18 protein-coding genes are annotated in these 25,328 nt (G+C 32.4%); 5 read left to right on the top strand and 13 right to left on the bottom strand.

Annotated elements, in window-relative coordinates:
* The first annotated feature begins 129 nt into the window (after positions 1–129).
* The gene (locus A8B35_RS03890) at positions 130–4,146 is read left to right on the top strand and encodes a RagB/SusD family nutrient uptake outer membrane protein (RefSeq protein WP_075602088.1); all 4,017 of its coding nucleotides are present in this window, start codon (positions 130–132) and stop codon (positions 4,144–4,146) included.
* Between the two features lie 218 nt (positions 4,147–4,364).
* On the opposite strand, the gene A8B35_RS03885 is transcribed toward A8B35_RS03890, so the two are convergent.
* Entirely contained in the window at positions 4,365–5,510 is a 1,146-nt protein-coding gene (locus A8B35_RS03885) for a response regulator (RefSeq protein WP_075602087.1), read from the bottom strand.
* 282 nt (positions 5,511–5,792) lie between these two features.
* Positions 5,793–6,938, bottom strand: coding sequence for a response regulator (locus A8B35_RS03880; protein WP_075602086.1), 1,146 nt, complete (start codon positions 6,936–6,938; stop codon positions 5,793–5,795).
* 308 nt (positions 6,939–7,246) lie between these two features.
* Between A8B35_RS03880 and A8B35_RS03875 the strand changes: the two genes are divergently transcribed.
* From A8B35_RS03875 to A8B35_RS03865, 3 genes are read left to right on the top strand one after another with little or no spacing between them, the layout of a single operon-like run.
* A complete protein-coding gene (locus A8B35_RS03875) occupies positions 7,247–10,333 on the top strand; it encodes a hypothetical protein (RefSeq protein WP_075602085.1) in 3,087 nt (1,028 codons plus the stop codon).
* A 19-nt stretch (positions 10,334–10,352) separates the two neighbouring features.
* Complete coding sequence (locus tag A8B35_RS03870) at positions 10,353–11,597, top strand: hypothetical protein (protein ID WP_075602084.1); 1,245 nt, start codon at positions 10,353–10,355, stop codon at positions 11,595–11,597.
* Positions 11,581–13,116: a glycoside hydrolase 5 family protein gene (locus tag A8B35_RS03865; RefSeq protein ID WP_139314799.1), complete on the top strand. Its 1,536-nt coding sequence runs from the start codon at positions 11,581–11,583 to the stop codon at positions 13,114–13,116. The genes A8B35_RS03870 and A8B35_RS03865 overlap by 17 nt, the downstream gene beginning before the upstream one ends.
* A gap of 49 nt (positions 13,117–13,165) precedes the next feature.
* On the opposite strand, the gene A8B35_RS03860 is transcribed toward A8B35_RS03865, so the two are convergent.
* Both A8B35_RS03860 and A8B35_RS03855 read right to left on the bottom strand, forming a co-directional pair.
* A complete protein-coding gene (locus A8B35_RS03860; RefSeq protein WP_075602083.1) occupies positions 13,166–14,386 on the bottom strand; it encodes a glycosyltransferase in 1,221 nt (406 codons plus the stop codon).
* Between the two features lie 101 nt (positions 14,387–14,487).
* The gene (locus A8B35_RS03855; RefSeq protein WP_139314805.1) at positions 14,488–15,693 is read right to left on the bottom strand and encodes an oligosaccharide flippase family protein; all 1,206 of its coding nucleotides are present in this window, start codon (positions 15,691–15,693) and stop codon (positions 14,488–14,490) included.
* 289 nt (positions 15,694–15,982) lie between these two features.
* On the opposite strand from A8B35_RS03855, the gene A8B35_RS03850 reads away from it, so the two are divergent.
* Positions 15,983–17,980, top strand: coding sequence for a tetratricopeptide repeat protein (locus A8B35_RS03850; protein ID WP_222844091.1), 1,998 nt, complete (start codon positions 15,983–15,985; stop codon positions 17,978–17,980).
* 2 nt (positions 17,981–17,982) lie between these two features.
* On the opposite strand, the gene A8B35_RS03845 is transcribed toward A8B35_RS03850, so the two are convergent.
* The 9 genes from A8B35_RS03845 to A8B35_RS03805 all read right to left on the bottom strand — a co-directional run bounded on the left by A8B35_RS03845 (position 17,983) and on the right by A8B35_RS03805 (position 25,231).
* Entirely contained in the window at positions 17,983–18,702 is a 720-nt protein-coding gene (locus A8B35_RS03845; RefSeq protein ID WP_075602080.1) for a LytR/AlgR family response regulator transcription factor, read from the bottom strand.
* A complete protein-coding gene (locus tag A8B35_RS03840; protein WP_075602079.1) occupies positions 18,703–19,020 on the bottom strand; it encodes a hypothetical protein in 318 nt (105 codons plus the stop codon).
* Positions 19,021–19,023: 3 nt separating this feature from the next.
* Positions 19,024–21,384 carry a PAS domain-containing sensor histidine kinase gene (locus A8B35_RS03835; RefSeq protein WP_075602078.1) on the bottom strand — a complete coding sequence of 787 codons (2,361 nt, stop codon included), beginning with the start codon at positions 21,382–21,384 and terminating at the stop codon, positions 19,024–19,026.
* Entirely contained in the window at positions 21,377–21,919 is a 543-nt protein-coding gene (locus A8B35_RS03830) for a heme NO-binding domain-containing protein (RefSeq protein ID WP_075602077.1), read from the bottom strand. The genes A8B35_RS03835 and A8B35_RS03830 overlap by 8 nt, the downstream gene beginning before the upstream one ends.
* Before the next feature lie 246 nt (positions 21,920–22,165).
* The gene (locus A8B35_RS03825) at positions 22,166–22,567 is read right to left on the bottom strand and encodes a response regulator (RefSeq protein ID WP_075602076.1); all 402 of its coding nucleotides are present in this window, start codon (positions 22,565–22,567) and stop codon (positions 22,166–22,168) included.
* Between the two features lie 170 nt (positions 22,568–22,737).
* Positions 22,738–23,313, bottom strand: coding sequence for a YdeI/OmpD-associated family protein (locus A8B35_RS03820; protein ID WP_075602157.1), 576 nt, complete (start codon positions 23,311–23,313; stop codon positions 22,738–22,740).
* A gap of 11 nt (positions 23,314–23,324) precedes the next feature.
* Positions 23,325–23,858, bottom strand: coding sequence for a GNAT family N-acetyltransferase (locus A8B35_RS03815; protein ID WP_075602075.1), 534 nt, complete (start codon positions 23,856–23,858; stop codon positions 23,325–23,327).
* A gap of 42 nt (positions 23,859–23,900) precedes the next feature.
* Complete coding sequence (locus A8B35_RS03810; RefSeq protein WP_075602074.1) at positions 23,901–24,512, bottom strand: MarC family protein; 612 nt, start codon at positions 24,510–24,512, stop codon at positions 23,901–23,903.
* Positions 24,513–24,688: 176 nt separating this feature from the next.
* Complete coding sequence (locus A8B35_RS03805; RefSeq protein WP_075602073.1) at positions 24,689–25,231, bottom strand: hypothetical protein; 543 nt, start codon at positions 25,229–25,231, stop codon at positions 24,689–24,691.
* Positions 25,232–25,328 lie beyond the last annotated feature (97 nt).

Here is a 25,328-nt window from a genome sequence, read left to right as displayed (position 1 = left end):
TTGTATATATCAAAACATTATCTTTGCTACCCCCTCATACATAGCCTAAACCTTGAGTATATTGTTATATATTATTGTGTAGGATATTTTGAGCCTAAAAAAATCACTTAATAATTAATATACCCTTGCATGAAATTTACGCAAAAACTCACTAGTGTTTTACTGTCCCTTTTTTTAACCTGCTCTTCAATAATTGCACAAGAATACAGAGTTAATTTTAACGTAGTAACAGAGAATATTTATCCTGAAGAAGTTACTATAATCAATACCACAACTGGTGCCACATACGATGTTAATGGTAACGATCTGATATATTTTGTTGCAGATAATGCTACAAATATTGATAAGGATGCATTTACAGAATCTCCACTAAAAGTTTACCCTAACCCAATGGTAGGTAACACTAACATTGAATTTAGTACTTCTGTTAAAGCAAAAACTATGGTATCTATTTACGATTTACAAGGTAGAGTTGTAGCTAATGCCCTTAACAACCTGGATAAAGGAACGCACAAGTATACTCTATCAGGATTAAGTCAGGGACTCTACTTTGTACGTGTAACATCATCACAATTAAATGCTACTGTAAAACTTGTTTCAAAAAACATGGGTAGTGGTAATCCAAGTTTAGTTTATGCATCTAATACTACCGAACAATGGCAAGTTAGCAATGATGTTAATAAGCAACCAAAACTTAAATCAGAACCAGAAGAAAACAGAATTGAGGTAGCATATAATTTAGATGAGACATTTACATTTGAGGCCAAACAAAATAATGTATACGCTACCGTTAGTAATGTAATTATTGATTCTCATAAAAAGGTTTCCTTTAATTTTCATTATCAAGATCAACAATATTGGACTTCACTTGCCGATTGTGAAACAGGCTTGATAGGTGTATATAAAAAGTTGAGAGATCTAAGCTGTACCAGTCTTATACAAAATACTTTGAGGAGTGATTTAGCATACCCTGGTATAGGGCGCCCTGCTCCAACAAATGCTAGTAATGCAGAAATATATAATCAATTGTTTACAAATGCGTCAGATGCACCTAATCGACAATGGATAAATCATTATTTGGCAATATTTAAAGCCAACAGGGTAATCGAAGGTTTACTGAATATTGAAGCATTATTAAATACCCCAGAGGATAAGGATAAATGGAACTTACTAATGGGAGAAGCACGATTTTATAGAGGCTTATTTTACTTTTGGCTACACTCTAACTTCAATAAAGGAAGTGTTTATTTATTCGAAGATGCTCCTAAAGCGCCAGACGAATATGCTGTTGAGTTACAAGGTGAAGCTAAAATAAGAGCCTTTTTTATTGCTGATTTGGAATATGCTTATAACAACTTAGGTACTACTGCAAAACTTAAGGAAGCAGAGACTGAAGAAGATGATCAGTTTGCATCACGCCCTGTAAAAGCAACTGCGGCAACAGTACTGGGTAAATACTATTTGTATCAAGAAGATTTTATAACTGCTATATCTTATTTAGAAACGATTATTAATAATGACGCATATACCTTGGCCAATGTAGATGAAAATATGACTACAAAGGGTGAGCTTAATAGCGAATCGTTATTAGAGATTGTATGCACTTTCGACAATCATAGCACATATAATCATATAGCTAAGTACATTTCAGCTCATGGAGGGTATAAATCATTAATACCAAGTTGCTGGTTAATTATGGCTTATAAAAATGATAAACTAGATGCAACTGATGCTCGAAATAAATTTTACTATACTGATGAGAATGGAATTCAACAAAGTATTACACGCCCATATTCTTTAAGAGCATCGCACTCTATTGCTCTGCCCGATGATTCATTAGTTTATTATGGTAGTAAACCTGCAATAAATACAAATTATCAATATAGCCAGGGGGTAGCTTATTATAGAAAGTTAACCAATTGGGATATAACAACAACGGAGAACTCAATTGTAGAAGGTTCTGATTTACCAAACTATCGTTTATTTAATCTCACTGATGTTTACTTAATGTATGCAGAGTGCTTAGCAAAAACAGGTAAGGTAAATGAATCTCTACTGTATGTTAATAGAGTAAGGCATAGGTCCGCATTGGAGTTATTAGGTTCAACTGCGGAGTTCACCAATTCAACATACGATAATCAGGATTATACCGGAACTGATGTGATTAACCAATTGATGTATATTGAGCGCCCATTGGAACTATGCTTAACGGGTTACAACGAGCGCCAAATTGATATGCGTCGCTGGGGAATTGCCACTCAGCGTTTTTTCGACTTATCACAGTTGGTTTATCATGGAACACATTACCATTACACAAAACCTGATGGAAGTATGGGTACCAGGTGGGGAAGTATTTTACAAAAAGGAGAAGCCCCAGATAACTACGGCTCTCCATTTATAGATTTTGAACAAGCTGCAATTAATTATTCAGATAATACTAAAGGTTGGTGGCCAATGCCAATAGCAGAATTTGAGAACGCTAATACTGTAAAGGAAATATTTGATCAAATAGTACCTGAAACAGCATTATATGTCATAAACAGTGAGACAGGGCACGATGAATTAGTTTATGAACAAAGTGGTATAGTTGATTGGGATTACTGGGATCATCCTCAGGTATTAGAAACACAAACTATAGAGTTAAATACAGGTGAGAGTATAAAACTCGTAGACAATTCTACTATTGGTAAACCAGATTCGCGTAATTGGGATATTGTTGAGCTTTCATATCGCAATAGTGTTTTAATTGAAGAGGCTAATGAAGCTACAATATATACATTTAATAATGAAGGTACTTATCTCGTATCATTAGGTTCATTACGTTTAAATAATGGACCATATGCTTATAAATCAGCAAACCAGAAACTATTAATTAGGGTATCAGATGCAACAAAAGAGGATATAAAACCCTTGGTTAAAGTTTATAGAGTTTCAGGTGACACCGAAACTCTTGAATTAGAAGTATCTAGTGATGATGTTATTGACGATTCAGAAAATTGGCCAATATTAGAATTAAAGTTTGACGAAAAACTAAAAATTGTTGATGCAACCACGGTAGGAGAACCAAACGAAAGAAATTGGTATGTTGATAGTGAACTTGTAACTACAGGTCATAGCCAATCCCAAGAAATTATTTATATACCTAAAAAATTGGTAAATGATCCATTTATGATAGGAAGACTGATTTCTGAAAGAAATACATTTAACCCTAATGGTAAAATATATGCTTCTGTTGAGGTACCACTAAAAGTTAAAGTTATACCAACAACAAAACCATTTACAATGATATCTGCTCACAGAGAGAATTTGAATAAGATTCAAATTTATTTATCTTCCTCTGCTCAGGATATTGTAGGCGATATTTCTTCATCATTTGCTGTATCTATAAATAATGCGGATGCTGGTGTTAGTAATAAGAATATAGCGGTTTCTGAACTTGATTTTTACAACGACATGAGTTTTATTTTAGAATTAACTTTAGCAGAGCCAATTTATACCAATGATGATATTATATTATCTTACACTGGTTCAAGTTTAATTTCGCTTGATGAAAGAACATTAGAAACATTTACAGAGGTTTCGGTAAAAAATGAAGTAATTGACTTGTGTGAAGATCAAAATATTTATGGTTTTGAGAGTGGAATAATTTATACATATAGCTATGAAGGTGATGATGCATGGAACTATTCTTGGAATCATATAAATGCTAGTAATCCTCCTAGTGATGGCACTATAGCTGTTTCTACAACTAATACTAGTGAAGGTACATTTGCAATGCGATTAGCTTCAACAGGGGCAGTTATGGGAAAATGGTGTTGGGTTGAAACACCGCGAAATATAAAGTTGGTTGAGGGTAAAAGTTATCAGTTTGATTTTGATTATTATGTTCCTTCTGAAGAAACAGTTGCCGTGCCCAGTTTATGGTATAGTGTTGCGCCTTGGGGAAGTCCTGCACAAGAAGAAATTTTGTTAGAAACTAAAGATAATTGGGTAACTAATAGTGTTAAATTTGTTTGGAATAAAACAACTGATAATTTTGGATATATCATGTTAAGATTTGGCAACGGTGGTAATTCTACAAATGAGGCTGTTGCTTACTTTGACAATTTTAGTCTAAAAATACTTGAAGAGCGTCCAATGCCTTGATTATTTTAAATTAAAAATTTAAAAATCGCCCAATTAAAAACCATCAATTGGCGGTTAAAAGAAAGGGATTCACCAACGGTTGATATCCCTTTTTTTATGTGCAAAATATTACAAAAAAAGCACCAGAAATAAATCCTGATGCTAACGTAAAAACAAAAACTAAATTAAATTTTTTTTTAATAATCAACTATTTTAATACATATAACTCATCCTAAACCTTAGGCGCTATAGTGTGTTGCTATTTTGGTTAACTGTCCTACAATTTTTAGTGAGTCTTTCATCGATAATTTTGAACCATCCATATGTTCCCACCTTTTTAGTGGCTGCTCACAAATTAAATCTTTCACCCTTTCTTTACCATAAAAACTTTTCATTCGCATAAAAATCTCAACATCAAATAGCCATTGGGTAACAAATCTTTTATTAAACATATTTTGAGCTATCTCCTTGGTCATAATTTTAGCGCCACATTGAGTATCCTTAAACCCCATTCCTAATATGTTTTGAATGATCGTATTTATGCTTAAACTGATAATCTTACGCGATGATTCTTTAGCAATAGTTGCTCCCATTCTATCAATCCTAGACCCACTTACTATTTGATAATTAGAATGCTCGATGGTATAAGCTAAATCTTTAAAATCTTCAAAATTAGTAGATAAATCGGCATCTAAAAATCCAATAAAGTCGAGCTGCGAGTTTTTACTCAAGTGCAATACACCTTGACGAACAGCCTCTGCTTTGCCTCCATTTTCTTCTAGATCTAATACACTAATTGTATTTAAATTATTGTCTCTTAATTCCTCAATAACCCCTAATGTATGGTCAGTACTACCATCATTTACAAAACATAAATGATAACCTGGATTACGGCGAACAAAGTTTTCAAAAGCTTCACTATCTAGGCGATCTGCCTCATTGTAACAGGGTACAATTACCCCCACACAATGTTTATGAATTATAGTAGACTGCTTTGTTTTTATATTCACAGAATTTGGGTGTCCCTCGTTGTTGAAAATTCTTTTAACTCGCGCTCCTATTTCTTTTAAACTTACAGGTTTCTTCATGTAATCATTAATACCAAGGTTAAATGCTTCCGTAATGGTATTTTCATCCATATTACCCGATAAAACTAAAATTGGCGTGTCAGACTTCTTTTTATTACGAATGTACTTTACCACTTCTAGTCCTGAAAGACCTTCCATGTTAATATCCACTATTACCAAATCAGGATTATACTTATCAAAATTTGCTATCCCATGCATACCTGATATAGCCCTAATTACTTCGTAACCTAATTGTCTAAACCTCTTACTAATTGACATTAGAATCAAATTCTGATCATCTATGGCTAAAATTTTCATGACTCAAAGTTTTTGTTTACATGTCAAAACTAGCACTTTGAGCTAGCCCTATAAGAGCTGCATAGACGAATGGTACTATTGTATCGATAGATATAATATATTAGCAGTTAATTCATCTTGGTAATATATTTAAATATGAAAATTTCTTTTTTAAAGGAGTTAAAACAGAATGGTATCCATTTATAAGGAAATTTAGTTTCCAAGGCAAAATAATAAAGCATCCCTGTTTTAGGGATGCTTTATTATTTTTTAAACTTGTTAAAAATGCGTCTACTTGAATTATTAGGATCTATAATGAGTAGCAATTTTTGCTAGTTGCCCAACTATTTTTATGGAGTCTTTCATTGATAATTTTGAACCATCCATATGCTCCCATCTTTTTAGAGGCTGCTCGCATATCATTTTTTTGGCTCTATCTGCACCATAAAATAATTTCATCCTCATAAATATCTCAACATCAAATAGCCAACGAGTAATAAAAACTGTTTTAAACATATTTGTAGCTACCTCTCTATCCATTACTTTTGCTCCACATTGGGTATCCTTAAATTTCATACCTAAAATAGCTTGAATAATTGCATTGATTGTTAAACTGATTAAAGCCCGAGAAGACTCTTTAGATATGTTTGCTCCCATTCTATCAATTCTGGAGCCACTCACAATTTTATAATTAGAGTGCTGTATGGTATCTACTAAATCTTTAAAATCCTCAAAATTAGTTGATAGATCAGCATCTAAAAAACCAAGATAATCTAATTCAAGATCTTTAGCTAAATGAAGTATACCCTGTCTAACTGCTTCAGCTTTCCCTCCATTTTTCGTTAAGTTTAGAACACTTATAATATCCTTATTCTTTCTTTGTAAATCTTCAAGAAGTTCCAAAGTATTATCTGTACTACCATCATTTACAAAACAAATATGATATCCAGTATTATACTTGCCAAAGTCAGCAAATTCCCCTCCTAATAACCGTTCTGCTTCATTATAACAAGGCACCACAACACCTATACAGTTTTTTTGTAACATAGTTACTTCATCAACCTCCAAATTGAGAGATGCTGGATGGGGTTGATTATTAAATATTCGCTTTACCCTAGCTGTTACCTCTCTTAAGCTAACGGGTTTCTTCATATAGTCATTAATCCCTAATTCAAAACCATCCATAATAATCTCTTCCTCTTGGTTTCCTGAGAGAACAAGTATTGGCACGTTAGACTCTTTTTCATTTCTAAGGTATTTTACCACCTCTAAACCTGACATACCCTCCATGTTAATATCTACAATAACCAAATTTGGATCTTCCTTTTCGAATAGTTTTATTCCCTCTGATCCTGATTGTGCTGTAAATACTTCATACCCCAATTGTGAAAATCTTTTTTGGATTGACATTAGAATGAGATTCTGGTCATCAATTGCTAATATTTTCATAAGTTAAAATTTTGATTAATGGATTATACGTTTTGTTATATGATAAGTAAGTGTTCCATGTATATGTGAGTTTATCTAACGTGCCTTTCGCTATCTAATTTATAATAAATCAATTAAGCAAACAACTTTTCTAAACATATTTGTAGTTCCTTATATTTTAATAAACAGCATATAAATCGTTAATTCCCTTATGAATACTAAGATTAATGCAAATAATTATATTAAATACTCTATATTTATATATGAAAGTGTAATTCGGATGCTTATAAAACTTTATTGAATACCTACTTAAAAAAAGTTACTAGTCAATGAATACAAAAAACTCTTTATTATATATTGCACTTATAACAGCATTGGCATTTCATGGGTCTACTTTATTTTTCACATTAGAAAGTACATATGATGCACTAATTCATTTGTTCTTTGCCGACCATTATGCAAATAGCTGGTTTGATCCTTGGGAATACAGATGGTATACAGGATTTACTGTGCAATCCTACCCACCACTAGTTCATCAGAGTATTGCTCTACTTTCTTATATTGCCGGACTAAAATTTGGATTATTTACCGTTGCTTTTTGTGGTATTATCTTATTCATTACAGGCATATATCGATTTGCTTTAATGTTAACTGGCAACTACAGTGTTGCTGGTTACACAGCTATATTAGCTTGTTTTTCAACAACCTTTATAGAAACGCTTCACCTTTTTGGGCAATTACCTAGCATCGTGGGTGTTTCTGTATTATTACATTCGCTACCTAAAATATATTTATGGATTAAGACTGGAAAAAGGGTAGAACTCGTTAAAGGGTTATCTTTAATTGCCTTAACAGTTACATCACATCATGTTACACCAATTTTTGGTATGGTATTCTTCATTTTTCCACTTATAGGTATGGCTGTTATGGACTTGGCTAGAGAGCAAGTAGACTCCTTTAAAGCAATACGCCTTCTCCACTTTTGGATCGCTTTTAAACAAGCATTTTGGCGCATTGTTGTATTTGGTGGTTGTTCTTTATTTTTAATTATATTTTGCATTCTTCCGTATTGGATTAATTCAAAAAAGAACCCCATAACGCAAGTTGCTATTCCACATGGGTCGCGTGATAATTTTATTGAAGTAGGATCTTCTGGCTTAGTATTTTTTCTAATTCCATGGGGAGTAATGCTTTTTATTATGCCCTATCTTTTTTACCGCTTCTTTAGTAAACGCTATGTTTTCTTCGGTTTGTCTTTAGCCCTATTAAGTCTGTTAGGTACTGGAGGTACAACACCTTTGCCAAGAATGATGTTAGGAGAAACTGCTTTCAATATACTTACATTAGACAGATTTACATTATGGGCTACCATTTTGGCCTTACCCATATTTGGAGAGCTTGTTTACCGATTAGCAGAAGGCGATTTAAAAGCATTTTTCACAAAATACTTTAGCTCAATTTACCACAGGCTTATTGGTGGATTTATGGCGGTAGGTTTATTGTTTATGGTGGTATTTACTGTAAGTCTAAGTTACTTTAGACCATCGCAACCCGAGAAGATTAATATGCTTCCCATTATAAACTTTCTGCATCAAGATCAACACTACCATTGGCGCTACCTAACTTTAGGGTTTGGAGATCAAATGGCCTGGTTGTCTGCACAAACATCAGCATTAACTGTGGATGGAAACTACCATTCTGCACGACGATTACCAGAATTAACAACAAGGGCAGTGGAACGACTTGAGAATTCAAAATTTAGAGGTATTGAAGGAATCGGTTCGTTGCAACAGTTTTTAGTTGTCCCTGAAAAGTATAATCTGAAATATATTTTTTCTAACGATAAGTTTTACGATCCATTACTTTACTTCTGTGGTTGGCAGCGATTAAGTAGATTAGAAAATGGCATTCAAGTATGGGAGAAGTTGGGGGTACCCCCATTATCCAAAATTCTACCAAAAGATGAATCATCAAAGTATATAAACCTGATGTGGGGAATTAATCCCATACTTACACTAATTCTTGCTTTTATAATAAGTATACTAAGACGTTGGTATTTACAAATAAATCCTAAGAAGAAAGGGTGTCCTGATTATTTAAAATTTACAACAAAGTATGAAAGGTTCCCAGGCAAACTAGCATATTTTAATCATGTTTGGGCTTTTATGGTTATCGTATGTTTGGCTTTTGGTATTCACTATTACTACATGAGAAATACTTCTCACGTTAGTCCTGAGAATATTGTAAACGCATATTACGATGCCCTTGATTTTAAAGAGTTTGAACGAGCCTTTAGTTATTTAGACCCCGACTCTGGAGAGGAAATGGATATGTATATGCAAAAAATTGCTGTTACTGATGGATTATTAAGCTCATACGCTAAGTTAGACTCAATAGGAACAACTATAATTGATGAAAAAGATAATAAGGCAATTATTAAGGTTGTTGCAAAATGGGTTACTCCTTTAGAAGTTATTCAAAGAACTTACCGGAGAGAAGTTGTAAAGCACAATGCAAAGTGGTACATAAAGCCTTTAAAATATGGAAACTACATACCTCCAAACCAATTTTACTCCGGCAATAAAAACGAATATTATAACCATGGCCGCAGACGCATTACAACCCAACAAACCAATCACGAGGATGCTCTAAAACAGCCAGTTATAGAAATTCTTTCAGCTAAATTAGTCCAGTTAGATAGTGTTTATGCAATTGTTGGTGAAATTCAAAATGTAGATAATGTTCCTGCCGATGTAAACATTAAGGTTTCCCTTTATAATCAAAACGATCAAAAACTTGCTTCGTACAATTCAAAATATATGATTAAGCATAAACTAATGCCCAAAGAAACAAGCGTATTTAGAGTAGATTTTGAGGGCATAGCTTGGTCGGGAAATTCAGATACTAAACCCACAGTTTTTAATCCCGACGAGTTTACCAGTGTCGACTGGCTGGATAAACCACAAAAATTTAACATCCAATGCGAAGGAAATATTGCCATAACCGATTTATATAAAAGTTTAAATTTACAAGGGATCCAATTTATTGATAGCGTATACTATGGCTCTGTTTTTAACAGCGGACTTCAGGAAACAACTGTTCCCCAAGTAATCGTATCTTACTATAATACAGGGAAAGAACTAATTTGGATTGACAATATATTCATTACTGAAAGTGCACGAATTCATCGTCCACAAACTTTTAAATACAAACCAGTAGACTTATCTAATTTACAGATAATTAGTAGCGATATTAGTAATTGTTTTGTGAATGGTTTATCTAACAAAACAATTGGTAAGATATTATTTCCCTACAGAAATAACGACAATAAAGAGAATCAGTTATTATCTTATAAAAATGATAAATCGGCATATTTAAAATTTGAGACTAATAGTTACATAGGGAATCCTAGGTAAAATAAAAACATGTGTTTTTATGATAAAATGGAATACTAAAATTATATATTTTGCGTGCTTAATAATATTAATAGCTTGTACCAAAGCTAACAAGGTTGAGAGTAGTGCAATCTCATATGTAAGCTACCTAGATACAATTACAGATATTTATGCGGGCAAGCCTGTTGACCTGCGTTTTAGTTATAAAGGAGATAGTGCACTACATTTAATTATAAGTAATTCCTATGTTCAAACTATTCAAAAACCTTTAATAAAAGAGGACACACTAATTTTCAACGTGGATGATCGTATAATCAAAAAAGCAGGATTATGCGAATGGCAACTTGTACATAATGGTATTAGTTTAGAATCTGGTATAATTAACATATTACCTCTAAACCAATCACATAACAATCTAGAAAGTTACCTTGGACCTCGCAGTATTGTAGCTGGAGGTCATGATTTTTCGATGTTAGTTGTTGTGCCAACTGATATCTATGATAACCCATTAATAAATGGCAGTTCAATAATTGTAAGTGAACAATTTAAAAACAAAAGAAATAAGATAGCACTCAAAACAAATGATTTCTTGGTCCATCATAATATTTTTTCTACAAAACAGACAGGTCCTTTTTATATAGCTGCAGCAACAACAAATGGTGAGAGTAAGGAAATGGAAAGCAGCGTTACACCTGCCATACCAGACAACTTTAATATCTACAGCAAGTGTAATCATAATTATGCAGATGGCAATCAATTAATGGAAATATACACCAGTCAGATTAAAGACATTTATAACAATATAATTAGCGATGGAACCATTATAAACTTTACTATTCATTCAAATAAAGATCAATTCTTTTCTGCCAGTGGAACCACTATTAATGGGAAAGCAAATGTTAAATTCTTGCATCCATCCGAAGCTCAATATTGGAAAATAAAAGCTTATGTAGATGGAGCTTCAAGCAGTAACACTATTAAGGTAAATTTTAAACAATCTACCTTGAATTACCAATTATCTTATGATACTACTCAGAGAATTCTAAAAATACACTCTATCTTAAGTTATATGGGTCAGAAACTACCTGATGGTAACATAGTGGAATGCAGAATAATAAATAAACAAGGTAATGTAACCTACGAAACAGAAGTTGATACCCAAGGTGGCACAGCTTTTATTGATCTTTCTACTCATTTCTTTGATGCAGATGTTTATGTTGCTGAAATAATTCTAATGGGAATTAAAAAAACTATTCAAATAGAAATTTATGATGATGTCTATTAATAAAAACCTTTACAGAGTACTTGTTATTATTTCTTTTTTACTAGTCAATGGAATCATAATTTTTGGGATTAGTTCTGCAATAGCATATATGAATACAGGAGCTGATCGCTCTAAAATATTAAATATAGCAACGCCGCAACAATTAAGCAATTCAATAAAGATCAATTGGGAAACGGCCAACTGTATAGGGCGGACAATAGAAAAACAAACTATCTTAAATATTGAAAAGGATTATCTTCAAGCTTGGCAATTAAAACACAATGCACTCAGAGATAATAATTTATACGGCATAAAAAACTACTATACAGATAGTGCATACCAAAATATTAAAAGGACTATACTTTCTAATAAAAAAAAGAAAGTTGAAGTTCAATCAGCTGCTTTAACTCATAATATCGATGTGAAGTTTTATAGTGCAGATGGACATATAGTAATATTAGAAGATAAAAATATTGAGTTAGCCTCTCATTATATTAATAATGGCAACACCATTGCTACAACACAAAATATTTGTGATTATAGAGCAATGCTACTTTTTGAGGATGGTTATTGGAGAATAAGACATTTAAAACTTGAGAAAATTAATAAGCGTGACGAATTACCTACCCTAACTAATGATAGTGTGCTATTAAAGCAAATAGCAGAAATTAAAGGTCTTAATTATTATCCACAATCTGCACCTTGGAAAATGTTTGGAGAAGAATTTGATCCAAAAATAATAGCTGAAGATTTTGCTTTACTAAAAACTATGGGATTAAATACTGTACGAATATTTGTTCAGTACGAAGAGTTTGGTAAAGAAAATGTTGATCAAGAAAAAATTAAGAAATTAAAAAAAACACTCACTTTAGCGGATAATAATGAACTAAAGGTGATTGTTACTTTATTCGATTTTTACGGGAATTATGATGTCAAAGATATAGCTCCAACACTAAAACATGCACATTCTATAATTAATAGTATAAAAGAAGAACCTGCCCTATTTGCATGGGATATAAAAAATGAACCTGATTTAGACTTCGAAACAAGAGGAAGAGCTAATGTTATTTTGTGGCTAAACGAAATGATTAGAAATATGCAAATTTGGGATACAAACCATCCTATTACAATAGGATGGTCAAATACAGAATCTGCTGAATTATTAGCCTCACATCTACACTTTGTGTCTTTTCATGATTATCTCGACCCACAAACTTTTAACGAAAGAGTAGCTAAACTAAGTAATAGTATAAACAACAAAGCTATCATGCTACAAGAGTATGGGTATAGTTCGTATTCAGGTATTTGGAATGCCTTTTCTAGTTCTCAACAAAAACAAAGAGAATATTACAATCTAATGCAAAAACAAATTGATAAATTAAACCTTGGTTTTGTTTTTTGGACTCTTTACGATTTTAATCACATACCCAATAGTGTAGTTGGTTATAAACCATGGCACAAAAGCAAACAAAGCAGTTTTGGTATTATTGATAAGAATGGTAATAGAAAAGAAGCTTTCCCTTTATTTGATGGTCAATAAAAACCTTACCCATCAAACAAAGGGCCAATAAAATAACAATTAGTTAAATCTATGCAGTTTGTGATTTAACTTTCCCTACACGATTACTTTTATCTTTTAATGCAAGAAGTTTATTAAATTCTTCTACATATATTTCTGCAATTCTAGACATTGGTATGGAACAGGCAGCTTCATAATTGGCTACGCCAAGGTCTATTCTATATTGATCATTTACAAGTACCTTTTCAATTGCCTCCGACATTGAATCAACATCCTCAGGAATAAAAAACTCACCCTGATACCCTTCTTCTTTAACTAAAATACTCAAGTCTCCTAAATCTGGCATAGCAACAGCCTTTCCATAACTCCCTGCTTGATGCAAAACACCAGAACTTCCGGTGGTAGAGGTATAAGGAAAAACGGCTATCGCGGCTTCACTAAAAATGACAGGTACATCTTCTTCAGCAACATAGCCAGTAAAACGAATTTTTTCAATATCACTATATTTTTTAGCAACACCATCTAAATAACCAGGAGTATTTGGACTATCAGTTCCGGCAATAACAATTTCAATATCCTCGGAGGTACGTTGGCGTACTTTCTCAACAGCCTCTATCATAGCTTCTACTTTCTTATAAGTTCCAAATTTACCAAATGACATTACTTGTTTAGGCCCGTTTGGAAGGTCATAACTAGGTTCGGGAGGCGTTTCGAAGGAGCCATGTGGTACTAACTTTACTTTTTTTGTTTTATATTTCTCACTCAATACAGTTACGTATTTACTAATGGTTACAGCTACAATATCTGAACTTAAAATAAATCGCGTAAGCATATTCCCTACCCCTCTATAAAGTCTCTTAAGTATTGGATTTTTAGTAAATCCAGCACTTTCTAAATCCACCTGTTCAAGAATATTATGCAACAGAGAAATAGTTGGTATTCCTTTAATTTTATTAACAAGAGGTAGCATTAAGCCCAAGGCTGCAGGTATTTTTTTATCACCAAATTTTAAAAACTGTAGGTTAATAAAAACACAATCAGCCTTAGATTCTTTTATTGCCTTAGAAATACTAAAAAGATTATTATAACTATTGAATTCCCAACATTCCTTAATGGTTATTTTACACCCATCAGAAGAATGCACATTAACTTTTTCGTCTTGAGTTTTATCACATAATAAGATAATCTCGGTAATACCTTTTTGCATTTTAAAGTGCTGTAACAAATGATACCCATATTCATTTAAAGTAACCTTACTTGGTGGATAAGCTGTAACAATTCCTAATTTCATAGCTGTCAGTTTTACGTTGATACTTAATCTTTTATTATTAAATACTATGAGTACCTAAATGGCTACTCGTTATAAGATTATATTCGTCCTTTCTATTTGGTTTATCTTAAACCTTTAGATTTTGATCCATTTATAGTCAATAAAAAAAAAGCCAATTGTGCAAATAAAAGAATAGCCATGGCTATAATTTGCACATGTACAACTTCATATAAAGTATTATGAAAAAACACCACTAAAAAAACTTGTAACAAACCAAACAAACCAGACAGAACAACTGGTAAATATTGATCGAGTGATAAAAAGTAATAGGCAAAAATATTAGCCAAAGCAAATAAGGAAGTAGCTACTGCATATTGCCAAAGTAGCGGAGCCATGCTTAGATATGCAGAACCAAACATAAGAGTAATAATAAGGTTTGGGGCAAAATAACAAGTACATACAATAACAAAAGATAGTACTGCTATCATTGACATGTACTTAAAAAGTAATGGTTTTGTTTTTTCATTATTTTTATTTTTTTGAACAACTTTAGGGAGTAGTAACATTACAAACATCCAAGCCACGAAATATACAACTCTCCCTATTAAGGCCAAAGCAGAATAAAGTCCAGCCTCCGTGTCATTAAAATAATGCTTAACGAGTAACACATCACTATTATTAATAATGATCTGGCTAAGTTCATACCCCGCAGTTACCATCATAAACCTATATATAGGTCTAGTATTTATATTCCTAATCTCTGACTTAGTAACACTTTTATAATTTTTTAGCTTTGATGGGTACAAACCAAATACAAATGATAGAAGAATACCTATAGCAACGATTACTGATGATTCTATACCCGTTAAATAAAGGAAAGAAAGAGTGATAACAAGCCTACTCAGCATTTCTGATTGATACGAAATAGATAGTTTCTTAAATGCCTGTTTTCCTTGATAGGTACCCCTTATTACACTCATTATGAAATATAATGGCACACCAATACCAAGCAATATAAATACTAATTTGGTTTGGGTATGAAATGTTGTTTGAAGCAGGGAAGAGAATATAATTAATAAAACACCAATAATAATACCGGCTATTGAAGATACTACAATTAAAAAATGACGTTGTGCAATCCAATTCTTATTTTCCTGTTCTACGGCAAATCGAGCAGTTGTTAACTGAAAGGTCATACCTAAAAAGGAAAGAATTAATAACAAGGTAATCTGTAAGGCAGCGTTCGCAAATTCAGCAGGACCTAATATCCTACCTAGCAATAGATTATAGAGATAATTACCTCCATTAACAAGTATTACACTTGCCATAAATATTTGTTCCTCACTAATCCTTTTTAAACTTAGCTGTATCATATTGGGCATTAGGCGTTAAACTTATTTTAAATTACACAAAAACACGAACATAAAAAAATAAATATGCTGATATGTAAAAAAAATATTGCCATATGTATTTGGTTGTTAACTAGCTTAATGTAACTTTAATTGAGCCAATTATTCTTTAATCATCATAATTTAGAAGAACATGAATATGATAGTCAAAATTCTAGCCTTAAGTTTTCTTTGTTGCATTTCAGTTCTAAGCAGAGCTCAGCTTAACATGAAAGAAGGATTTGATTATCTAGAAAAAGGGTCTTTTGCAAAAGCGGAGTCATATTTTGCCGAGGTTCTCAATAATTACCCTAACAATAAAACAGCCCAACTCTGTTACGGAAGAGCTGTTGGTTTAAATGGAGATCCTGAAAAAGCAATTAGCCTATTTCAAGATTTATTATTGATCTACCCAAAAGATTTAGAAATAACTCTAAATTATTACGAATCCTACTTATGGGCAAAAAAATTTGAAGAGGCCTTACCTCTGTATAAAAAATTAGTAAGTGACTACCCAAGCAACTTCACTGCGAATCTAGGCTACGCAAATACACTGAGTAATTTAAAAGAATATGAAGCCGCACTTTTGTGGATTAATAAGGCATTAGAATTAAAACCTCAAAATGCGAATGCAAAGGTATCACGCAAGTATATTAAGTTAGGATATGCCAATGCGTATAGCACACAAAAACAATATGCAAAGGCTGAAGAAATGTTACTATCAATATTCGATGATTTCCCAGACGATAAAGATATACTCTTAAATTTAGCTAACCTGTATTTAGTTTCTTCTAATAAAGATAAAGCGATTGATGTATACGGTAAAATGGCAATCTCAAAAATTGATTCTATTAAATCACTTGCAGGAATAAGCTTAGTGTACCACATTGCTGAAAAAGATAAAATAGCATTAAGCTATGCTACCAAAGCCAAAACAAAAAGCTTAAGTATTAATGATTCTATTTCAAATATACTGGCTAATGAAAGGTTTACCCAAGCTTTAATTTGGAATAGAAAATTTAAACTGGCCGAAACCCAATTGGATAGTCTATCATATGAACACAAAAATAAGAAATGGTATTTAGCGCTTGTGGCCACATTAGGCATGTACAAAAGTGAGTATGATAAAAGCATTGATGCTTATAATAAAATATTAGATATTGATAGTGCATCATTTGATGGTAACTTAGGAAAAGCGAATGCCCACTTTGCATCGAGCCAAATAAACAAAGCCTATAAATCGGCTTTCACTACTTTAAAATATTACGACCAACAAAAAGATGCTTTGGCATTTATAGCCAAATTAAATAAGCAATATAGCCCCTACGTGCACGAACAATTGGCATTTACATTCGATAATGGAGATAATAGTGCATTATGGAGCAACACTAGCCTTTACATTCCAATTAATGAGAAACTAACAACTTTTGCATGGTATAAATACCGTAAAACTCAAAATAGAAGTACCCTTTATAATGCAGAATCTAATACTATTGGGGCAGGAGCTTCGTATGTAATAAACAGTAAAATAAAACTTAATGGTCAAATTGGTATAAATAAAGCAAATGCTGATTCGTTAGATTACATGCAACCAACCATTGAATTAACAATGGCTATTAAACCTTTTCCCTTGCATGATTTATCGATTGGGTATAAAAGGGAAATGCAAAATTTCAATGCTGAACTAATTGCTCAAGAAATTGTAATGCAACACCTCAGTATGACCTATAATCTAGGTACAAATATAAACCTAGGTTGGTATACGCAAATGATGTATACTATACAAACTGATCAAAATAGTAGAAATCTATTATTCACCTCGGTTTATTATAACCTACTGAGAAAACCATTACTTAAGACAGGTATTAATTATCAGTATATGAGTTTTAAAGACCAGCTACCAGCCGTATATTTTAGTCCGGAACAATACCATGCCTTAGAGTGGTTTGTTGATTCTCGAGGAAAATTATTTAAAAACACCAGCTATATAAGTAATTTTGCCCTAGGACAACAAAAAGTTGAAGATGATGACCTGAGCACCTTATTTAGAGCTGAGGTAGGCTTAACTCAAGAAATAAGCTCGCGATTATCAGTAAATATATATGGGCTTTATAGCAATGTTGCGTCGGCAACTGCAGCTGGATTTGAATATGTTGAGTTTGGTTTAAAAATAAAATGGCAACTTACTAAGCTGCCATTATTTTATAACAAATTAGATAAACAATAATATTACAGAAGATTTAACCTACGCATAATTTCTGGTCTGTTTGCCCTACTTATTGGTATCACAGATTTTTCAATTAGTATACTATTATCTTCAATATCTACAATTTTAGAAAAATTGATAATATACGATCTATGCACTTGTTGAAATAACTGTTCAGGTAATTTTTCTTTTATTTTCTTTAAGGTAGAGTGAACGCGATAAAGCTCTGTATTTGTTTTAACTTCAATATAATCCCCTTTAGCTTCAACGAATAAAATATCACGATATTTTATTTTGATTAAGCGTCTGTCAATATTTATAAATAACTCGTCTCCTACTTCAGACTCATCACTATTATTTACTGGAGAAGTAACTGTCGTTGTCAAAGAACTTTTGGCTTTTTCAATCTTTTTTATAGTTTTTTCAAAGCGATCAATTGTAACTGGCTTAACAAGGTAATCAATTACAATTTCGTACTCATAAGCATCTGAAGCAAAAGATTTATCCGATGTTGTTAAAACTATATAAGGATCGTACCTTAATGTTTGTAAAAAATCAAATCCTGTAAAACCAGGCATGTGAATATCTAGAAAAATAATATCAACAGTTTCCTTATTTAAGAATTTAATTGCATCAATAGCGTTTGAAAATTCTTCTATAACATCTAAATTAGGAAACTTGCTACAATGTTTACTTATAACCAATCGAGCTAATGATTCGTCATCAATAATTATACAATTCATTTATATGTCTTTAAGATAGGTTTCAATAGTATCTAAAGTAATAAAAAAATCTTGTACTAACGAAACGTTACCTACTTTCAAATATTCTTCATGTGTAATGGCTACATTATATCCTTCTAATAAGCCTAAAATATTAATCTTATTTTTTAGTTTATGAACTACTAAACCTGCCTCTAAGAGTTCTTCTTTTTTTAGGTGTGCTAGGTATTCATCTCTTTCTTGTGGAAACTCAGATTTTAAAACACTTATAAAATGTTTTTCAAATTCCTTATCTCCATCTGCTAATTCTTCTAAGTACAATAAATTAGGTTGTTCCATGGCTTATTTATTTTTGGCTAATGTAAAATAAAACTCAGTTCCTTTGCCTTTAGCCGAGTCTAGGCAAATTTCACCGTTATAAATTTCAATAATCTTTTTAACAATTGATAAACCAATACCAGTTGATCCTTCTTTATTTCCAATAGTCTGAAATATATCAAAAATCTTTTCATGATATTCTGGTGGGATACCAGTGCCGTTATCTTTAATCCTAAAGGTCCAACAATCTCCACTATCCCTACTCCCAATTTCTACAAGGCCTTCTTCACATTCAATATGAGCTACTGCGTTAGTTAATATATTTTGTAGCAACTGATGAATTTTTGTTTTATCAGCAATAATTGTTGGTAAAGTATTAACTATATTAATTTTAACATGCGGTGGTATATATATAATTTCTTCAATCTCCTTAACCACCTCGTTAACATCAACACTAGTATTTTTTGAGACATCATCCTGAATACTTGAATATTGTAATATCCCATTTATAAGGTTATCCATAGCCTCTAACTTATCTTCCATAAGGTTTAGGTTTTGGATTCCAGCATCATCAAGCACATCTCCGTAATCTTCCTTCATCCAAGTTAAAAGGGCATTTAAACTACGTAAAGGAGATTTTAAATCATGTGATACAATATGAGCATACTCTTTTAAAGCAACATTACTCGATTCTAGTTGATTGAGTAATTGTTCCTTTTGAAGCTCAAGTTGTTTTTGTTCTGTTACATCTAAATGAATACCTATGGTTCCTACAACTTTTCCTGTCTCATCATATCTCGGAGCACCACTAATGAGCCAATAACGCCATTCCCCATCTTTATTTTTCACCTGTACTTCGTATGAATCAGAATGATGTTTCAGTCGTTCTTTGCTTTTACTTAAGAGAAGTTCTTTATTTTTTACCGATAATATATCCGCTCCTTTTTCACCTAGTAGTTCTGCCTCTGAATAGCCACTCATTTGGCAAAAACTTTGATTAGCCAAAAGTATAATATCATCATTATTAACCTCAATAAGGCCTAAATTCATATTGGCTATAATACTACTATATTTCTCTTTTTGAATTTCGAGATTACGTCGGTAATTATTTCTTACCGTTACATCATTAAAAATCCATAAATGCCCAGTATATAATCCATTACTATAAATAGGTATATAATCTATTTCAATAATCTGGCCCCCATGCAATTCTATAATTTTACCAAGTACTGTTTTTTTCTCCTTAAGTAAAGTTTGAGTAAGTTTTTTAAATGAAGGTAAATCTACAATCCACGAATCCACTAGATCTGAAACAGAAGACACGTGTTTACCTAAGAGCTCGTCAGGTGATTTTCCTATACTGAATAACTTACAGAACATTTGATTACTAAGAACAATATTTTGCTTCTTATCCTCAAGTAATACCCCCAAATGTAAATTAGAAATAAGCGATGATAAACGACTCTCAGATTCTTTTAATAAATCAGCCGCTTCACGCTCTTTAGTGATATCTTCAACGATAGCCACTTGATATTCCATGATACCTATACTATCTCTTACCGCACTAACCGAAGTACGTGCCAAAAATTGGGATCCATCTTTCTTAGTATAACGCTTTATGAGAGTAAACTTATCAATATCACCTTCTTCCATTTTTTCCATTAAACGAAGGGATTCATCTATGTCTTCAGGTGAAGAAATTTCTTTCACAATCATTCCTTCAATTTCAGACTTCGAATAACCTAGGTAATTTTGAAAAGCTTGGTTTGATTTTATTATCTCACCTTTATCTGTTAAAACAATTCCAAGAGGTGAGTTTTCAACAATAATATCCAATTGTCGTTTTTGTACTGCAAGTAATTGTTTTACTTCTTCTTCTCTAGTAATATCTCGTAATATGCCTTGTGCTGCAATGGCTTTTTTGTGCTTATCGTAAATAACGCTAGCATTAAGCTGAACAAGTATCTCTGATTTATCATTGGCAATAATCTTTGTTTTGAAGTTTTTTATAGTCCCAACTTCATATAACTGTTCAAATGATTTTTTGGATTGTTCGAGATAATCTGGGTGTATAATACTCTTTAAATTAAAATCCTCATCTTTAAAATTATATCCTAATAACGATATGGCAGCCTGGTTCATCTTTATCACCTTGCCACCAGGATCCATAACAATGTATGGATCGATAATATTTATAAAGACCCCTTCTAATTCAGATGTTTTTTCAGACAATAGATTTTCAAGTCGCTCATTGGTTTCTCTCAGCTGCAATGTAAGGTCGTATAAATCTTTCGACTTCTCTTCTAAGATTCGTTCAGCCTGCTTTCTAGCTTTCTTTTGGCGCTCTATGCTTCGTTTTAATATATCTATCTCATTATTAGACATTCTGTTTCGCTTCAAATTTCACCTTAGTTCCATCTTCTTGCAATAATGTATAAGTGATTGATACATCTTTACCAAAGTGACGAAAAGCTTGTTCCATCAAACCATGAGCTAGTGCATATAAACCTCTACTGGATTCATATATTGTAATAATAGAAGTATCTGTTTTCTCCAATACATTAAACGTTGGCAATTCGGCATCGGGATATAGTTTTTTTACGTGCACATGAATATGATCTTCGATGGATTGTATCATATTAATAGGATCTGTATAACTTTTTATCACTTCAGGATGTGCTTGCCCTAAACTATTAAACAGAAACTTACCAAACTCATACAATAAATCATTAATTGATATTTTTACTTTATCGCTTAAGTTTGATATTAGAGTGAGCATTTCAGAAAATTCATAAGTGCCCACAGAAGTGTATATTCCTTCTGATTCTAAATTTGCTTCTTCAATAATCTGATCAACTACTTCAAGACCAAAAGTTTCCTCCACCATTTCGAGGAATTCTGTAAATACAATACCCTTCATAATTTGAATGTTTAAGATTAAGCTTGTAATTATTATAAAATGTAGCGCAAAGTGGATTGAATATCTAAATTAGAACCTTGATTTCATTGGCTTCAGCATATTTTTATTCTTTATCAGTTACTATCTGATAAAAAATAAACTTTGCCAATATAAATCAAATTACCAATCTCAAAACTTTCCTTAAGACCCTTAACTACACCTAAATATAATTATTAACATCGGCAACATGAAGAGACTTTGCTATTTTTATGGCTTAACTAATGAATTAATTTCCCAATACTTAAAGATCTTATCCAAATTTTCTTCATAATCTGCATAGCGTAGAGGTTTTACTACATAGCCTGCAATACCAATTTTGTAACACTCGAGTAAATCTATTCTATTCTCTGAGGTTGTTAAAACTATTGTGGGCAAATATTTTAAGACCTCATCAGCCTTTAAGATTTTCAGAAAATCAATACCACTCATACGCGGCATGTTTAAGTCAAGCAGTATAATATCGGGTTTAACCTGATAGGAATTAAGGTACTCTAAGGCCTCTTCGCCATTTTTAGCCTCAGCAATATTATGGTTACAATTTAACTTCTTCACAGCTCTGTGAAGCTTCATAGTCTCAATGGCATCGTCTTCTATAAATAAAATATTCATACGGCTTACATTATATAGTTTATAGTGTAACAAATATTCAAATATTTGAGGGATTACGTCTCTAACTATCGTTAAAATGCATTTAAGTATCGACGAATGGTAGTTGAGTTTCGATGAATAATTATAAGTATTTTACCACCCAATAATACTTAAATGGAGTAAGCTATACTCTACCTAAACGGTTTGGGTTTCTGATTTTGGCTGGCATTCACTGCTATCTCTAAAATCCTTTTCTTTCGGGTTTCATCGCGTTTAGCCGAAACTATCCAATACAGCAAAATCTTTTTTTCAGACTTGCTTAGCTTATTAAAGTTTGTTTTTGAGCCATTGTACTTTGCCAATGCTTCTTCTAAATCCTGCGGAACTATTAGTGCCTCCACCGAATCCAACAGTATCCAAGATCCATTTTCTTTGGCAAGCGCAATACTTTTATAACCGCTTGCTTGCATAAGGCCTTGGGCAATTAAGATATCTACCTTATCCTTATTAATTCTCGACCAATTACTTTTAGCCTTACGCTTGGTAAAATACTGTTTGTAGCTATTATTATCGATGGTTCTTTTTGTACTATCAATCCATCCGAAGCAAAGCGCTTCATCAACGGACTCACTCCAACTTAAATTATACTGGGGTGAGTTCTTTTTGTAGAAAACAAGCCAAACCGCCTCCTTTTTATTGTGGTTTAATTCGAGCCATTTTCTCCAATCGCTTTTGTTTTTGGGAGTATAATCTTCAATGTTTTTCATAGCAAAATATTCTACCATTCCTTTTTCAGGATGGCATATACAATATCATCTACCCATTCGCCATTAATAAACAAGCTTTCTTTAAAGTGGGCTTCTTTCCTAAAGTTTAATCTTTCAACTAAGCTAATGGAACTCATATTAAGTGGGTCTATTGAGGCAATGATTCGATGCTTGTTTAGCGTGTGAAACAAATAGTCAATCACAGCTTTTAGTGCTTCGCTTGCATAACCTTTACCATGCTGATTCTTTGCCAAGGTACAGCCAATTTCTGCCTGCGCTGCATCAATAAAATGAATGCCTACATCACCAATTATTGTAGATGTTTTTATATCGATAATTACAAACTGAAACCAGGTATCTGAAATGTTAATCTCGGTAGAAACTTTAGCTACAAAGGAGCCTACATCTTCAATAGTTTCAGGAATCCAGCCTTGATATTTATTTGTTTCAGCGTCTGATCGATAGGTAAATATTTCCGCTGCATCACTTGCTTTTATGGGCCTAAGAAGTAAACGCTCTGTTCTTAATTCTAAATGGGTTTTCATACTGTACTTTTTATAGCTTAGAGTAAGTTGTTTATTTAATTATTAAAGGTCAAAGTATATCTTAATACCTTGTAGTACATTAGCCACAGCCACTGATGAAAGAATAAGGCCCATAACCCTGCTGATTATTGCAGCACCACTATTACCTATGTATTTAAATATTTTTGCTGATAGAAGCATAAATATCAATGCGATAAAAATTACAGCCAACATCATTAATGCAGTTAACGATTGATCAACAATGCTGTACTTGCTATTTTCGGTTAGTAGAATGGCTGCAAGTATTGCCCCTGGACTGGCCAAAGATGGCATGGCCAAAGGGAATATGGCTTTATCTTCTTTTTTATCAAGATGAGATAGTTCTTCTTCAGGTTTACTTTCTCCAAAAATCATGGTAAGGGCAAAAAGAAATAGTACAATGCCACCAGCAATCTGAAACGTGGGCAAGGGAATATCAATTGCATTAATAATTATCTCCCCTAATACTATAAAAAACAACAATACTCCTGCGGCAGTTGCTGCAGCTTTAATTGCAATCTTCTTTTTATCATTATTATTGACAGATGCTGTTACTGCTATAAAAACAGGTATAGTACCGATTGGATCAATTACGGTAAAAAAAGTAATAAACGATGTTAATAAGGTATCTATCATATAAATATGGTTTTATTTAGCTTTACAATTATTTATTTTGACCTAACCGAAATTAAAGATTAGGGGAATATAGGCTATCCCTGCAGATCACACGAGTCTCATAGTTTACTTATGCTATGTATAACCACACGTGGAAACACGTGCGCCAGCGGAGTATCGTATTCATTGCTTTCATCTCAGTAAATACTGAATTGTAGTTTACCTCCTTCAATATAAATTGAATAACTTAAATTATTTAATTCCCATATAACATAATAGCTATAGTCATTTTCAAAATTTGAAATATTAGAAAATAAATCTTCTACATTTATGTAAGTCTCTTTTTTATTTGCATCATAAATACTAACCTTATAAATATATGTTGGGGGTTCATTAAAATTATAATTAATTAATTTCTCAACTATATTTAGGTCAACGAAAGTTCCATATACTTGATTTGATAATTGCCCCCAAAGTCCAGTAATATCAGCGGATTCAATATCATCATAATTATTAAAATCAATAGTAATTTGGTACTCACCTTCAATTGTTGGAATCAAAAGAAAGTTGGGATATTGCCAATATTCGCTTTTCAAATTGTAAATTTCAGAATAAGATTTCCCAATAAAAGTTGATAAATCAATAAGATTAATATTCTCATCTACCTGACCTGATTCCTCAGTTTCGTTACTGCAGCTAAAAATTAATGTAACTATTAAAAACAATATAATTGGTTTCATATTTTCTAATTATTTGATTTGCCCATCATGATTGCAAATTATACCCAACGGTTTTAATTAAGGACATTGGCTGATTTGAAAACCAAATCTACAAAAA

The sequence above is a fragment of the Saccharicrinis aurantiacus genome, assembly GCF_001660705.2.
GTDB lineage: Bacteria > Bacteroidota > Bacteroidia > Bacteroidales > Marinilabiliaceae > Saccharicrinis > Saccharicrinis aurantiacus.
The sequence above is the reverse complement of the archived record's forward strand: the minus strand, read 5'-3'. Positions and strand labels throughout refer to the sequence as shown.

Coding starts and splice junctions, on each gene's coding strand:
- A8B35_RS03890 (WP_075602088.1), top strand. CDS start 130: ATGAAATTTACGCAAAAACTCACTAGTGTTTTACTGTCCCTTTTTTTA.
- A8B35_RS03885 (WP_075602087.1), bottom strand. CDS start 5,510: ATGAAAATTTTAGCCATAGATGATCAGAATTTGATTCTAATGTCAATT.
- A8B35_RS03880 (WP_075602086.1), bottom strand. CDS start 6,938: ATGAAAATATTAGCAATTGATGACCAGAATCTCATTCTAATGTCAATC.
- A8B35_RS03875 (WP_075602085.1), top strand. CDS start 7,247: ATGAATACAAAAAACTCTTTATTATATATTGCACTTATAACAGCATTG.
- A8B35_RS03870 (WP_075602084.1), top strand. CDS start 10,353: ATGATAAAATGGAATACTAAAATTATATATTTTGCGTGCTTAATAATA.
- A8B35_RS03865 (WP_139314799.1), top strand. CDS start 11,581: ATGATGATGTCTATTAATAAAAACCTTTACAGAGTACTTGTTATTATT.
- A8B35_RS03860 (WP_075602083.1), bottom strand. CDS start 14,386: ATGAAATTAGGAATTGTTACAGCTTATCCACCAAGTAAGGTTACTTTA.
- A8B35_RS03855 (WP_139314805.1), bottom strand. CDS start 15,693: ATGGCAAGTGTAATACTTGTTAATGGAGGTAATTATCTCTATAATCTA.
- A8B35_RS03850 (WP_222844091.1), top strand. CDS start 15,983: ATGAAAGAAGGATTTGATTATCTAGAAAAAGGGTCTTTTGCAAAAGCG.
- A8B35_RS03845 (WP_075602080.1), bottom strand. CDS start 18,702: ATGAATTGTATAATTATTGATGACGAATCATTAGCTCGATTGGTTATA.
- A8B35_RS03840 (WP_075602079.1), bottom strand. CDS start 19,020: ATGGAACAACCTAATTTATTGTACTTAGAAGAATTAGCAGATGGAGAT.
- A8B35_RS03835 (WP_075602078.1), bottom strand. CDS start 21,384: ATGTCTAATAATGAGATAGATATATTAAAACGAAGCATAGAGCGCCAA.
- A8B35_RS03830 (WP_075602077.1), bottom strand. CDS start 21,919: ATGAAGGGTATTGTATTTACAGAATTCCTCGAAATGGTGGAGGAAACT.
- A8B35_RS03825 (WP_075602076.1), bottom strand. CDS start 22,567: ATGAATATTTTATTTATAGAAGACGATGCCATTGAGACTATGAAGCTT.
- A8B35_RS03820 (WP_075602157.1), bottom strand. CDS start 23,313: ATGAAAAACATTGAAGATTATACTCCCAAAAACAAAAGCGATTGGAGA.
- A8B35_RS03815 (WP_075602075.1), bottom strand. CDS start 23,858: ATGAAAACCCATTTAGAATTAAGAACAGAGCGTTTACTTCTTAGGCCC.
- A8B35_RS03810 (WP_075602074.1), bottom strand. CDS start 24,512: ATGATAGATACCTTATTAACATCGTTTATTACTTTTTTTACCGTAATT.
- A8B35_RS03805 (WP_075602073.1), bottom strand. CDS start 25,231: ATGAAACCAATTATATTGTTTTTAATAGTTACATTAATTTTTAGCTGC.